Source organism: Caulobacter sp. 17J80-11 (assembly GCF_014349105.1).
Lineage (GTDB): Bacteria > Pseudomonadota > Alphaproteobacteria > Caulobacterales > Caulobacteraceae > 17J80-11.
The window spans coordinates 144,114-156,100 of the sequence record NZ_JACSJI010000001.1 but is presented as its reverse complement, the minus strand read 5'-3'; the positions used below and the strand labels follow the sequence as shown (position 1 = coordinate 156,100).

Genomic DNA, 11,987 nt, shown 5'->3' with positions numbered 1-11,987 from the left:
TCGTCAGGCGGCCGCCGCCTCGACGGGCGGCCGGTAGCGCATGGCCACGTCGCAGCGTTCGTAGATGGCGCCGTAGTCGCGCATGATCGCCGCGTCGTGCACGAAGCCCACCTTCTCGTAGAGGTGGATGGCGGGCGCGCACCGGGCGTTGGTCAGCAGGTAGAGCTTCTCGGCCCCCAGCTCCGCGGCGCGGCGAATGGCGGCGCGCAGCAGGAACTCGCCGGCTTTCAGCCCGCGCGCCCGCTCCAGCACGCCCATCTTGGTCAGCTCGAACGCGCCCTCGCCGGACCGGCGCAGCGCGCACGTGCCGACGATCACGCCGTCGGCCTCGACGAACAGGATGTCGCCGCCGGGCGCGAGAATGTGAGTCTGAGGGTCTTCGAGCACCGCGCGGTCGGTCGGCTCCAGCGCGAACATGGCCTGGATCCACTCGGCGTTGATGTCGTGGAACAGCGGGGCGAGGTCGTCCGACCAGGCGTGGATCCGGAGCCCCGGCGCGGCGCGTGCGGCCCGGCGGTCCAGCGTCTCCTGATCGAGCGCGGCCTCGATCGCGCCCAGTTGGTCCAGCAGCGGGCCGGACAGGCCGGCGCACAGTTCGCGCACGGCCGCGTCGATGCCCGGCCAGACCTCGCGCTTGGACCGCGCCATGGCCGCCCGCCCGGCTTCGGTCAGGGCGACGGTCTTGTGGCGCTGGTCGCGATGGGCGCGGCTGGTCTCGACCAGGCCGACCTCGATCAATCGCGCGATGCTGCGGGTCGCGCCCGGCTGGCTGATCCCGACCGCGTCGGCCAGTTCGTTGACCGTCAGCGGTCCCTCGGCGTCCAGGGTGGCGAGCAGCGGGTACTGCGCCGGCTGGATCGGCAGGCCGGTCTTCTCGACGACGCGGGCCACGTCGGCCTGCATGCGCTCGCCGATCCGCTTCAAGCGGCTGCCGAGAAACAGGTGCCCCCGCCGGCTCACGACGTCGTCGCGCATGCCCGCCCTCCAAATTACATATCACGTTATATAACCACACATGGGAAAGGCAAGCGAACACGGATCTATTCGTTTGCAGTAAATTGCATTCACGCAAGGACCACAGCAGCATCGCCTAGGCGCGACCATGTCGACCGGAACGCGCCAAACCTTTGCAGGCAAATGCAAAACCGTAGCAATTGGACACCGGTGTTGAGCCGCCGCAGGGGTTGACTTGACCGCCCCCGAGGGCGAAACGCCCGCCGACCTTTCCGCGCGCGCATGTCGCGCGTCTTTCCGCCCCAGAGGACCCACTCATGACCCTTCGCGTCGCCATCAACGGTTTCGGCCGCATCGGCCGTCTCGTCCTGCGCTCGATCGTCGAGCACGGCCGCCGCGACATCGAAGTGGTCGCCATCAACGACCTGGGTCCGGTCGAGACCAACGCCCACCTGCTGCGCTACGACAGCGTGCACGGCCGCTTCCCCGGCGTCGTGACCTCGGGCGAGGACTGGATCGACGTCGGCCTCGGCAAGATCAAGGTCACGGCCATCCGTAACCCGGCCGAGCTGCCGCACAAGGAAATGGGCGTCGACATCGCCTTCGAGTGCACCGGCATCTTCACCTCCAAGGAGAAGGCCTCGGCCCACCTGGAAGCCGGCGCCAAGCGCGTGCTGGTCTCCGCCCCGTGCGACAACGCCGACAAGACCATCGTCTTCGGCGTGAACCACGACGTGCTGACCGCCGCCGACACCGTGGTGTCGAACGCCTCGTGCACCACCAACTGCCTGGCGCCGGTGGCCAAGGTCCTGCAGGACCTGTGCGGCATCGAGCGCGGCTACATGACCACCATCCACGCCTACACCGGCGACCAGCCGACGCTGGACACCATGCACAAGGACCTCTACCGCGCCCGCGCGGCGGCCCTGTCCATGATCCCGACCTCGACCGGCGCGGCCAAGGCCGTCGGCCTGGTGCTGCCGGAGCTGAAGGGCAAGCTGGACGGCTCGTCGATCCGCGTCCCGACCCCGAACGTCTCGGTCGTCGACCTGAAGATCGTCCCGGGTCGCGAAGTGACCAAAGACGAGATCAACCAGGCCATGATCGCCGCCGCCGAAGGCCCGATGAAGGGCGTCTTGGCCGTGACCAACGACCCGATCGTGTCGATGGACATCAACCACATCGCCGCCTCCTCGACCTTCGCCCTGCCGCAGACGCAGGTGATCGAGGGCAAGCTGGCCCGCGTGCTGAGCTGGTACGACAACGAGTGGGGCTTCGCCACGCGCATGAGCGACACCGCTCTGGCGATGGCCAAGTTCCTCTAAGCCGCTTTTCGTATCCGTTCCCTCGCCCCGACTTTCCGGTCGGGGCGAGCCGCTTTTCAGGGCACGCCCACGATGACCTTCCGCACCCTCGACCAGGCCGGCGACCTCTCGGATAAGACCGCCCTCGTGCGCGTGGACTTCAACGTGCCCATGCAGGACGGCGGGGTCAGCGACGACACCCGCCTGCGGGTGGCGATCCCGACGATCCGCAAGCTGCAGGAAAAGGGCGCCAAGGTCGCCCTGCTGGCCCACTTCGACCGCCCGAAGGGCGAGCGCGTGCCGTCCATGAGCCTGGCCCCGGTGGCCCCGGCCCTGTCGGCCCTGCTGGGCGAGCCGGTCGCCTTCGCCGACGACTGCGTGGGCGAGCCGGCCAAGGCCGCGATCGCGGCGCTGGCCCCCAAGGGCGTCGTGCTGCTGGAGAACGTCCGTTACCACAAGGGCGAAGAGAAGAACGACCCGGCCTTCGCCGCTCAGCTCGCCGAACTGGGCGACATCTATGTCAACGACGCCTTCTCCGCCGCCCACCGCGCCCACGCCTCGACGGAGGGCGTGGCCCGCCTGCTGCCGGCCTACGCGGGCGAGAGCATGCGCCGCGAGCTGGACGCGCTGAACGCCGCGCTCGGCCAGCCGCAGCGCCCGGTGCTGGGCATCGTCGGCGGCTCCAAGGTCTCGACCAAGCTCGACCTGCTGAAGAACCTGGTCGGCAAGCTGGACCGCCTGGCCATCGGCGGCGGCATGGCCAACACCTTCCTGTTCGCGCAAGGCCACGACGTCGGCGGCTCGCTCTGCGAGAAGGACCTGGCCGACACCGCGCGCGAGATCATGGCCGAGGCCTCGAAGGCCGGCTGCGAACTGCTGCTGCCGGTCGACGTGGTGGTCGCCGTCGAGGTGAAGCCGGGCGCTGCTGCGACGGTTCGCGCCCTCGACGGAATCGGCGCCGACGAAAAGATCCTGGACGCCGGCCCCCAGAGCGTGGCGCGCCTGATCGACGCGATGAAGAGCTCCAAGACCCTGATCTGGAACGGCCCGCTGGGCGTGTTCGAGGTGCCGCCGTTCGACGCGGCCACCGTGGCGGCCGCCAAGGCCGCGGCGGAACTGGCCAAGAGCGGAGCAGTTACCGCTGTGGCGGGCGGCGGGGACACGGTCGCGGCCCTGAATCACGCGGGCGTGGCCGACGATTTCACCTTCGTGTCCACGGCCGGGGGCGCCTTCCTGGAGTGGATGGAAGGCAAGGCCCTGCCGGGCGTCGAGGCGCTGCGCGGCTAAGTCGCCGGACGGGCGACGGCCGAACGAACTGAACGATTATCGAGGGACTACGACTATGGACCTGCAAGCTCTGAACGCGGTGGCGGAAGCCATGGTGGCGCCCGGCAAGGGCATCCTGGCCGCCGACGAATCCACCGGCACCATCAAGAAGCGGTTCGACGCCATCGGCGTGGAGAACACCGAAGAGAACCGTCGCGACTACCGCGAACTGATGTTCCGCGCGCAGGGCATGCAGCACGTGTCGGGCGTGATCCTGTATGACGAGACCATCTGGCAGAACGCCGCCGACGGCACGCCGCTGGTCGAGCTGATCGCCGCCGCCGGCGCCGTTCCGGGCATCAAGGTCGACAAGGGCGCCAAGCCGCTGCCGGGCTTCCCGGGCGAGACCATCACCGAAGGCCTCGACGGCCTCGGCGAGCGCCTGGTGAAGTACTACGAGCGCGGCGCCCGCTTCGCGAAGTGGCGCGCGGTGATCGACATCGCCGACGGCATCCCGACCTGGGGCGCGGTGAAGGCCAACGCCCACGCCCTGGCCCGCTACGCCGCCATCTGCCAGGCGCACCAGATCGTGCCGATCGTCGAGCCGGAAATCCTGATGGACGGCGCCCACTCGATCGACCGCTGCGACGAGGTCACCCGCTGGGTGCTGACCACCGTGTTCCAGGAGCTGTTCGAGCAGCGCGTCGCCCTGGAAGGCATGGTGCTGAAGCCGAACATGGTCATCTCCGGCAAGAAGGCGCCGGTGCAGGCCTCGGTCGAGGAAGTCGCCCTGAAAACCGTCGCCGCCCTGAAGGCCACCGTGCCGTCGGCCGTGCCGGGCATCGCCTACCTGTCCGGCGGCCAGACCGACGAGCAGGCCACCGCCCACCTGGACGCCATGAACAAGATCGGCGGCTTCCCGTGGAAGATGACCTTCTCCTACGGCCGCGCCCTGCAGGCCGCGCCGCAGAAGGCCTGGTCGGGCAAGAAGGAAAACGTGCCGGCCGCCCAGGCCGCCTTCCTGCACCGCGCCCGCATGAACGGCCTGGCCGCTCTGGGCCAGTGGGAAGCCGGCATGGAGAAGGTCGCGGCCTAAGGGCCCCGCTTTCATCCAGGCGCTTTGTAGGGCCGCGGTTCACGCCGCGGCCCTTTTTGCGTCTGCAGCTTAGCTGTGGTCTTTTCCCGCCGGGGACATGGGGGGAGCGTTTCCATGCGTCGTCTGTTGATCGTGCCGGCCCTGCTGCTGCTCGGCAGCTGCGCCACGCTGGACAAGAACGAGTGCCTGGCCGGCGACTGGCAGGGGATTGGCCTGCGCGACGGCGCGGCTGGCGCGCCGATGAGCCGGGTCGACGACCACGCCAAGGCCTGCGCGCCGCACGGGGTGAAGCCCGACGTCACGGCCTGGAAGCGCGGCCGCGAGCAGGGGCTGCTCGACTACTGCCAGCCGCAGCGGGGCTTCCGGGTCGGCGCGGCCGGCTCGAGCTATGCCGGCGTCTGCCCGGCCGACCTGGAGCCCGACTTCCTCGCCGGCTACTCCGACGGCAAGCTGATCTACGCGGCCAAACAGGACGTCGATCGCGCCAGCTCCGACGCGAGCTCCGCCTATTACGAGGCCGAGCGGCTGGAAAAGGAAATGCGCCAGCAGGAGGGCCGGCTGGCCGACCCGAAGCTGACCGCCCAGGAGCGCGAGTCGATCCGCGCCGGCCTCAAGCGCCTGCGCAACGACCGCGAGCGGGCGCTGGACGCCATGGAGCGCGCCAAGCGCGACGAGAGCCGCGCCCAGCGCGACCTGGACGAGCTGCGCGCGCGCTTCGCCTCGGTCTACGGCGACGTCTGAGTGATGCGCATTGGCCGCTGAAACCGGCGGCTATCGCGCTCTAATGGACGGTATGACGGGTCGGCGTCTGCGCCGGCCGGTTCTTGCGCCACAGCTCTTCGGTCAGGACGTTGGCGAAGCTGATCCACCCCGCATACGGCCCGACCATGGCCGCGGCCTTGCCGTCGACCTTGCGCGCGGCGTTCACATAGGCCGCCGTCGCCCCCAGCGTGGTCAGGGCGGTCAGCAACTGCGCCAGCCGATGGCGGGGGCCCCAGGCCATCCACAGCGCCTGCAGGCCCTGGATCGCCGCCCACAGCGCAAACGCGCGGTCGCGCTCCGGCCCGCGCGCGTTCCAGATCCGCAGGCCCGACCAGGTCAGCATGGAGAACAGGGCCGGCCAGACCAGGCCGAACACCTGGCGCGGCGGCTGCATCGCCGGCTTCTCCAGCGCGTCGTAGTCGGCCTTCACCTGGGGATTGCGCGGGGTCGGCGCGTTGCGGCCGGCGATGGCCGCCGACAGGGCGACGGCCCCGACGCACAGCACCACGCCCAGCGCCACGTGGCCGGCGCTGCGATCGCGACTGTTGAGGAAATCAGCCAAGGCGTCCCGGCCCGCCTGCAACATGGAACTCTCCGTCCGTAGAGGAGAGGAAACAGGTTGCTCCGGCGGCGGTTCCGGCGACGCCATAGAGCGCGACAGCCGAAAGTGGACGCCGGTTTCGGCGGCCGTCGCGCTCCAACTCCAGGAATTTGGAGCCTTCCCGAAGCGGGAAGGCTCCGGGCCGTCTTGGGTCAGTTGCCGGTGGCCGAGGAGTCCGTCTGGATCTGGCCCATGGCGCTCTGCAGGTAGTTCTGCTCGCCCAGCGACTCCACCAGCGACAGCTGGGTCTCCAGGAAGTCGATGTGCTCTTCGGTGTCGGCCAGAATGTCGGTCAGCAGCCGGCGGCTGACGAAGTCCGAGGCCGCCTCGCAGGCGCGCACGCCGTCGACCAGAAGGGCGCGGCCCTCGACCTCCAGCGCCAGGTCGGCGCCCATGCACTCGACCGCGGTCTCGCCGATGCGCAGCTTGTGCAGGTCCTGAAGATTGGGCAGGCCTTCGAGGTAGAGCACCCGCTTGATCAGCCGGTCGGCGTGTTTCATCTCGCCGATCGACTCGTCGTAGATGATCTTGCCCAGGTGGTGGAAGCCCCAGCTCTCGAACATCCGAGCGTGCAGGAAGTACTGGTTGACCGCGGTCAGCTCGTTGGTGAGCACCGCGTTCAAAAGCTTCACAATCGCCGGATCGCCCTTCATCAGCCCCGCCTCCTCATTCGGCGGCGAAGCGCAGAGCCTCCTCGGACTCTTGAATCATCCGCCGCATGTCGCACACGCATTTGGCGCACTGAGGCGCGGCGTTGCAACGATCGAAAACCTGTTTCGGACGCACGGCGCCCGCGTCGATGGCCGCGCGGACCTCGCGTTCACGGATTCCGTTACAGTTGCAGACGTACACGGGGCGGACCCACTGATTGAGAACGACTCTCGATAGCACAACTCCGCACACCTGCAAATCGTTCTCAGTCGCGACCAGCCGCCGCAGCACGGCCCCCAGCGCCTTGACCCCAGCCTCTTGACCCCCGGGCCGCGCGCGCCCATTCCCGCGCCGATGACCGAGCCGCTCTGCCGCCTTTACCTGATCACCCCGCCCGCCCTGCCCGACCTGGCGGGCTTCCTGCGCGATCTGGAGGCGGCGCTGGGCGCCGGCGACGTCGCCGCGCTGCAGATCCGGCTGAAGGGCGCCGCCGACGACGCCGTCGCCGAGGCGACCCGGGCGATCCTGCCGCTGGCCCACGCCCACGGCGTGGCGGTGATCATGAACGACCGGCCCGACCTGGCCCGCGCGCTCGGCTGCGACGGCGTCCACATCGGCCAGGGCGACGCGTCCTTCGCCGACGCGCGCAAGGCCGTGGGTCCGAACGGCATGGTCGGGGTGACCTGTCACGACAGCCGTCACCTGGCCATGGAGGCGGCCGAGGCCGGGGCCGACTACGTCGCCTTCGGCGCGTTCTTTCCGACCACGACCAAGGAGGCGCCGACCCGCGCCGACCCGGAAATCCTGTCGATCTGGCAGGAGACCATGGAGGTCCCCTGCGTGGCGATCGGCGGCGTCACGGTCGAGAACTGCCGCCCGCTGGTGCGCGCGGGGGCCGACTTCCTGGCGGTCAGCGCCGGGGTCTGGGCGCGGCCGGACGGCCCCGCGGCCGCGGTGCGCGCCTTCCTGGCCGAGATCGAGGCCGGCCTGAAAGAACGGAACCCGTTCAATCAAAATTAGAATCCTCGTGTTCTGTTAGCCGGCCAAGATCGGAGTCTGGCGAGGAGGCCGGACCTAATGGCCGAGGCCTACGCAGCAACCACCCATCAGGCGCCGGAAGCGGCCGCGGGTCCCCGTTCGACATCGGAGCTCCGCTCCGCGCGCGTCACCGCATGCCTGGTCGCCGCCGTGCTCGTCCTCGTGCTGGGCGTCGCCGCGATCCTGACCACGCGCATGACCGGCCTGGTCGCGGCGCTGTGGGGCGCCGGCGGCGTGGCCGTGGCCGGCTGGCTGCGCGGCCCGCGCAGCACCGAGTTCGACGCGGCCTACGCCCTCTTCATCACCGTGGCCTTCGCCACCGCCAACGTCCTGGTCGGGAATTCGCTGACCCAGACGGCGATGTTCACCGTCGCCAACATGCTGGAGGTCGCCACCGCCGTGTTCCTGGCCCGCCGGGTGGCGCCGCAGGGGTTCGACCTGTCCAGCCTGAACGGCCTGGCCCGCTATCTGCTCGCCGTACCGCTGGTCTCGCCGCTGCCCGGCGCCCTGCTCGCCGGCGCCGGCCTGGCCGCCGCCGGGCTCGGCGAGTTCCGCCACTCGGTCGAGACCTGGTGGTTCGGCCACGCCCTGGGCCTGGCGGTGGTCGGCACCGTAGGCCTTTCGGTCACGTCCGAGCGTCTCCAGGAATGGCGCCGGCCGCGCCGCCTGCTCGAGGCCGCCGCCATCCTGCTGGGCATGGCCGTGGTCACGGCCGTCGCCTTCCTCCAGTCGAAGTTCGCGATCGGCTTCCTGATCACCCCGATGCTGCTGCTGGCGGCGGTTCGCCTTCGCCTGTTCGGAGCGGCCAGCGCCATCCTGATCGTGGCGCTGGGCGCGATCGCCGGCGTCATGCTCGAGACCGGCCCCGTGGTGCTGGGCGCCTTCAGCATGGTCGAGACCAAGCTGCGCGTCACCCAGCTCTACGTCCTGCTGGGCTGCGTGCCGATCCTGCTCGTCGCCGCCCTGCTGGACGAGCGCGACCGCCTGGCCGCGGCCGCCCAGGCCGGCCAATTGCGCGCCGAGGCCGCCAGCGCCGCCAAGTCGCGCCTGCTGGCCAACGTCAGCCATGAGATCAAAAGCCCGGTCGCCGGCGTGATCGGCATCGGCGAGCTGTGGGCCTCCGGCCAGCTCGGCCCGGTGTCGCCGACCCAGGCGGAAATGTCGGAAATGCTGGTGCGCACCGCCCGTCAGGTCGAGGCCCTGGCCAACGACCTGCTGGACGTGGCCCGCGCCGAGGCCGGCCGCGTCGCCGTCACCCTGCGCTCGGTGGACCTGGACGGCCTGGCCGAAGACGTGCGCCGCGCCGTGGCCGTGCGGCCGGAATCCGCGGGCTTGCGCTTCGTGGTCGAACCGGCCCAGGACCGCCTGGTGGCGCTGGCCGACTCCGTGCGGCTGTCGCAGGTGGTGACCAACCTGGCGACCAACGCCGTGAAGTACGGGCGCTCCGGCGGCGTGGTGATCTTCCGCCTGTCCCGTCCGGACGCCGAGACCGCCCGCATAGAGGTGATCGATCGCGGCCCGGGCATCTCGCTGGAGAAGCAGACCGAGCTGTTTGAGCCGTTCAACCGGCTGGGCATGGAAAAGTCGGAGATCGAGGGCCACGGCATCGGCCTGGCGTTGGCGCGCCGGCTCGCGGAACTGCAGGGCGGCCGCATCGGCTTCGAGAGCCGGCCGGGCGACGGGGCCCGCTTCTGGGTCGACCTTCCCGCCGCCCAGGCCTGAGCCGCGGCGCAGCGGCTACGCCTGTGCTCGCCGCCCCCGAAAATCCGGCTTCCACTTTTCCCGTTCGCACTCTAGGTTCCGCGGCCGAATTTCAGCCCCTTTCGCGGGACCGCTTCCCATGAAGATCAACGCCAACGCCATCAAACCGGGCATGGTGCTACAGCACGACGGCGGCCTGTGGGTCGCGGTGAAGACCGCCCACGTGAAGCCGGGCAAGGGCGGCGCCTTCGCCCAGGTCGAACTGAAGAACCTGATCACCGGCACCAAGCTGAACGAACGCTTCCGGTCGGAAGACACGGTCGAGCGCGTCCGCCTGGAGCAGAAGGACTACACCTTCCTCTACGACCAGGGCGACGTCCTGGTGTTCATGGACAAGGTCTCCTACGAGCAGATCGAGCTGCAGAAGGACTGGGTCGGCGAAGAGCGCGCCCAGTTCCTGCAGGACGGCATGGAAGTGACCATCGAGTCGCATGAAGAGCGCCCGATCGGCCTGTCGCTGCCGGAATACGTCACCCTGGAAGTGGTCGAGACCGAGCCCACCGTGAAGGGCCAGACCGCCTCGTCGTCCTACAAGCCGGCCATCGCCAACAACGGCATGCGCATCATGATCCCGCCGTACATGACCACCGGCGAGCGCATCGTGGTGTCGACCGAGTCCGGCGAGTACGTCCGCCGCGCGGACTAACCTTTTTACCGCTCGCCCCGTCCCGGACGGGGCGAGCGGAGTTTGGATGCTGACGTGAGCACGCCCTCCGCCCTGCTTCAGGTGATGATCGACGCGGTCCGCAAGGCCGCCCGTCCGCTCGCGCGCGACTTCGGCGAGGTCCAGGAGCTGCAGGTCTCCCGCAAGGGACCGGGCGACTTCGTCACCGCGGCCGACCTGAAGACCGAGGCCGCCCTGTTCGAGAGCCTGCTCAAGGCGCGTCCGGGCTACGGGTTCCTGGGCGAGGAACGCGGTCTGGTCGAAGGCACCGACAAGACCCACACCTGGATCGTCGACCCGATCGACGGCACCACCAACTTCGTGCACGGCATGCCGCACTTCGCGGTCACCGTGGCCCTGGAACGGCGCGAAGCCGACGGCCGCACCGAGATCGTGGCCGGCGTCACCTTCAACCCGATCCTGAACGAGCTGTTCTGGGCCGAGCGGGGCAAGGGCGCCTTCCTGAACGACAAGCGCATCCGCGTGGCCGGCCGCAACCGGCTGGACGACGCCCTGATCGGCACCGGCGTTCCGTTCGTCGGCCGTCCGGGCCACGGCCAGTTCCTGAAGGAGCTGCACCAGCTGACCCAGCGCGTGGCCGGCGTGCGCCGCCTGGGCTCCTCGGCTCTGGACTTCGCCTGGGTCGCCGCGGGCCGCTACGACGCCTACTGGGAGCGCAACCTGAAGCCCTGGGACGTGGCGGCGGGGATCCTGCTGGTCACGGAGGCGGGCGGCAAGGTCACGACCATCGACGAGGACGGCGACCCGAAGAGCGGCGTCTCCATCTGCGCCGCCAACCTCGACCTGCACCCGCAGCTGATCGAGAAGCTGCGCGCCGCCTGAGCGCGCTCTGACGCTAAGCCCTGCGCGCCGCCGCTCCGAAGAAGGCGGCGCGCCGGTCGTCTGGCATGTTTTCGACCGTCCTAACGCCGCGGCGCATGCCGCCGGCGAACCACAGCCAGGCCAGCGCCGCGGTCACGCCGCAGCGACGCATGAGGGCGCGCCGGAGCTCGCCGGCCGCCCAGACCCCGCATCGCCAGGCGTTGTCCTTCGCCTGATCCCGCCAGGCCGTGTACGGGCCCGGCCAGCCGAGCGCGTTCACGAGGCTCGCCGACACGCCCAGCCCCTCGCTCATCCTCAACAAGTAGGACCGGGTCATGCGGCTGGCGGGGATCTGGTGGCGGAGCACGCAACCGGGCGCATACCAGAGCGCGTAACCCGCGCCCCGCACCCGCTGGGAGATCTCCACGTCGCCGCCGGAGATCAGCTGCGCGCCGCTCCTGTCTGCGAGCAGGGGCTGGCGCGTCCAGCCGCACGCCTCGAGCGCGGCGCGGCGCAGCAGCATGCCGGCCCCCGCCAGGTTGTCGACCTCGCAGGGGACCTCGCCGTGGTCCTGCTCGGCGAAGCAGAAGCCGAATCCCTTCAGGAACGCCGGCGGCGGCGCCTCGAAATCGAGCACGATCTTTCCGCCGAACCCGCCCGCCTCGGGATGCGCCGCGATGGCGGCCGCGGCCTGCGCGATCCAGTCCGGCGCGAGCAGGTTGTCGTCGTCGACGAAGGCGATCCAGTCGGCGTAAGCCTCCCGCGCGCCCCGCCGGCGGGCCGAGGTCAGGCCGGGCTCCGACTCCAGCACCCGCCGCAGCCCAGGCACGCGCCCCCGCCAGGCGTCGACCACGGCGGGCGTGTCGTCGGTGCTGGCGTTGTCCACGACCAGCACCGACCAGGGGATCGGGGCCTCCCGCTGATGCGACAGCGCCGCCAGCGTCGCGTCCAGGTGCTGGGCGCGGTTGTAGGTGCAGACGACGACCTGCAGGGACACCGGAGCGGGCATCGAATCTCCTGGGCGATCCGCACCAACGGCTCAGCCCCGCCCCCCGTTTCCTCCCCTGG

At 70.1% G+C, this 11,987-nt stretch carries 13 protein-coding genes; 8 read left to right on the top strand and 5 right to left on the bottom strand.

Features of this window, described 5'->3' with window-relative positions:
* Positions 1-3: 3 nt before the first annotated feature.
* Positions 4-975 (bottom strand): bifunctional helix-turn-helix transcriptional regulator/GNAT family N-acetyltransferase, encoded by a 972-nt coding sequence (locus H8B08_RS00815; RefSeq protein WP_187448325.1) that lies wholly within the window; start codon positions 973-975, stop codon positions 4-6.
* A 296-nt stretch (positions 976-1,271) separates the two neighbouring features.
* Here H8B08_RS00815 and gap point away from each other — a divergent pair, with 296 nt between their 5' ends.
* The 4 genes from gap (at position 1,272) to H8B08_RS00795 (ending at position 5,361) form a co-directional block, all read left to right on the top strand.
* Positions 1,272-2,279 carry a type I glyceraldehyde-3-phosphate dehydrogenase gene (gene gap / locus H8B08_RS00810; protein WP_187448324.1) on the top strand — a complete coding sequence of 336 codons (1,008 nt, stop codon included), beginning with the start codon at positions 1,272-1,274 and terminating at the stop codon, positions 2,277-2,279.
* Between the two features lie 72 nt (positions 2,280-2,351).
* Positions 2,352-3,545, top strand: a complete 1,194-nt coding sequence (gene pgk / locus H8B08_RS00805) for a phosphoglycerate kinase (RefSeq protein ID WP_187448323.1) — start codon at positions 2,352-2,354, stop codon at positions 3,543-3,545.
* 55 nt (positions 3,546-3,600) lie between these two features.
* Positions 3,601-4,620 (top strand): class I fructose-bisphosphate aldolase, encoded by a 1,020-nt coding sequence (locus H8B08_RS00800; RefSeq protein WP_187448322.1) that lies wholly within the window; start codon positions 3,601-3,603, stop codon positions 4,618-4,620.
* A 114-nt stretch (positions 4,621-4,734) separates the two neighbouring features.
* The gene (locus tag H8B08_RS00795; RefSeq protein ID WP_187448321.1) at positions 4,735-5,361 is read left to right on the top strand and encodes a DUF2799 domain-containing protein; all 627 of its coding nucleotides are present in this window, start codon (positions 4,735-4,737) and stop codon (positions 5,359-5,361) included.
* 40 nt (positions 5,362-5,401) lie between these two features.
* Here H8B08_RS00795 and H8B08_RS00790 read toward each other — a convergent pair whose 3' ends face one another.
* The 3 genes from H8B08_RS00790 to H8B08_RS00780 form a co-directional block, all read right to left on the bottom strand.
* Positions 5,402-5,968, bottom strand: a complete 567-nt coding sequence (locus tag H8B08_RS00790; protein ID WP_187448320.1) for a TspO/MBR family protein — start codon at positions 5,966-5,968, stop codon at positions 5,402-5,404.
* Between the two features lie 167 nt (positions 5,969-6,135).
* Positions 6,136-6,636 (bottom strand): bacterioferritin, encoded by a 501-nt coding sequence (gene bfr / locus H8B08_RS00785; RefSeq protein ID WP_187448319.1) that lies wholly within the window; start codon positions 6,634-6,636, stop codon positions 6,136-6,138.
* A 13-nt stretch (positions 6,637-6,649) separates the two neighbouring features.
* Complete coding sequence (locus tag H8B08_RS00780; protein ID WP_163259265.1) at positions 6,650-6,835, bottom strand: (2Fe-2S)-binding protein; 186 nt, start codon at positions 6,833-6,835, stop codon at positions 6,650-6,652.
* A 153-nt stretch (positions 6,836-6,988) separates the two neighbouring features.
* On the opposite strand from H8B08_RS00780, the gene thiE reads away from it, so the two are divergent.
* The 4 genes from thiE to H8B08_RS00760 all read left to right on the top strand — a co-directional run bounded on the left by thiE (position 6,989) and on the right by H8B08_RS00760 (position 10,940).
* A complete protein-coding gene (gene thiE / locus H8B08_RS00775) occupies positions 6,989-7,654 on the top strand; it encodes a thiamine phosphate synthase (RefSeq protein ID WP_187448318.1) in 666 nt (221 codons plus the stop codon).
* Positions 7,655-7,711: 57 nt separating this feature from the next.
* Positions 7,712-9,394, top strand: coding sequence for a HAMP domain-containing sensor histidine kinase (locus H8B08_RS00770; protein WP_187448317.1), 1,683 nt, complete (start codon positions 7,712-7,714; stop codon positions 9,392-9,394).
* Positions 9,395-9,512: 118 nt separating this feature from the next.
* Positions 9,513-10,079, top strand: coding sequence for an elongation factor P (gene efp, locus H8B08_RS00765; RefSeq protein WP_187448316.1), 567 nt, complete (start codon positions 9,513-9,515; stop codon positions 10,077-10,079).
* Positions 10,080-10,133: 54 nt separating this feature from the next.
* Positions 10,134-10,940, top strand: coding sequence for an inositol monophosphatase family protein (locus tag H8B08_RS00760; RefSeq protein WP_187448315.1), 807 nt, complete (start codon positions 10,134-10,136; stop codon positions 10,938-10,940).
* Between the two features lie 13 nt (positions 10,941-10,953).
* On the opposite strand, the gene H8B08_RS00755 is transcribed toward H8B08_RS00760, so the two are convergent.
* A complete protein-coding gene (locus H8B08_RS00755; protein ID WP_187448314.1) occupies positions 10,954-11,928 on the bottom strand; it encodes a glycosyltransferase in 975 nt (324 codons plus the stop codon).
* Positions 11,929-11,987: the final 59 nt, after the last annotated feature.

What these genes read in the sequence shown, in the direction of transcription:
- H8B08_RS00815 (WP_187448325.1), bottom strand. Translation starts at nt 975, where the DNA reads ATGCGCGACGACGTCGTGAGCCGGCGGGGGCACCTGTTTCTCGGCAGC.
- H8B08_RS00770 (WP_187448317.1), top strand. Translation starts at nt 7,712, where the DNA reads ATGGCCGAGGCCTACGCAGCAACCACCCATCAGGCGCCGGAAGCGGCC.
- H8B08_RS00790 (WP_187448320.1), bottom strand. Translation starts at nt 5,968, where the DNA reads ATGTTGCAGGCGGGCCGGGACGCCTTGGCTGATTTCCTCAACAGTCGC.
- H8B08_RS00755 (WP_187448314.1), bottom strand. Translation starts at nt 11,928, where the DNA reads ATGCCCGCTCCGGTGTCCCTGCAGGTCGTCGTCTGCACCTACAACCGC.
- bfr (WP_187448319.1), bottom strand. Translation starts at nt 6,636, where the DNA reads ATGAAGGGCGATCCGGCGATTGTGAAGCTTTTGAACGCGGTGCTCACC.
- pgk (WP_187448323.1), top strand. Translation starts at nt 2,352, where the DNA reads ATGACCTTCCGCACCCTCGACCAGGCCGGCGACCTCTCGGATAAGACC.
- gap (WP_187448324.1), top strand. Translation starts at nt 1,272, where the DNA reads ATGACCCTTCGCGTCGCCATCAACGGTTTCGGCCGCATCGGCCGTCTC.
- efp (WP_187448316.1), top strand. Translation starts at nt 9,513, where the DNA reads ATGAAGATCAACGCCAACGCCATCAAACCGGGCATGGTGCTACAGCAC.
- H8B08_RS00800 (WP_187448322.1), top strand. Translation starts at nt 3,601, where the DNA reads ATGGACCTGCAAGCTCTGAACGCGGTGGCGGAAGCCATGGTGGCGCCC.
- thiE (WP_187448318.1), top strand. Translation starts at nt 6,989, where the DNA reads ATGACCGAGCCGCTCTGCCGCCTTTACCTGATCACCCCGCCCGCCCTG.
- H8B08_RS00795 (WP_187448321.1), top strand. Translation starts at nt 4,735, where the DNA reads ATGCGTCGTCTGTTGATCGTGCCGGCCCTGCTGCTGCTCGGCAGCTGC.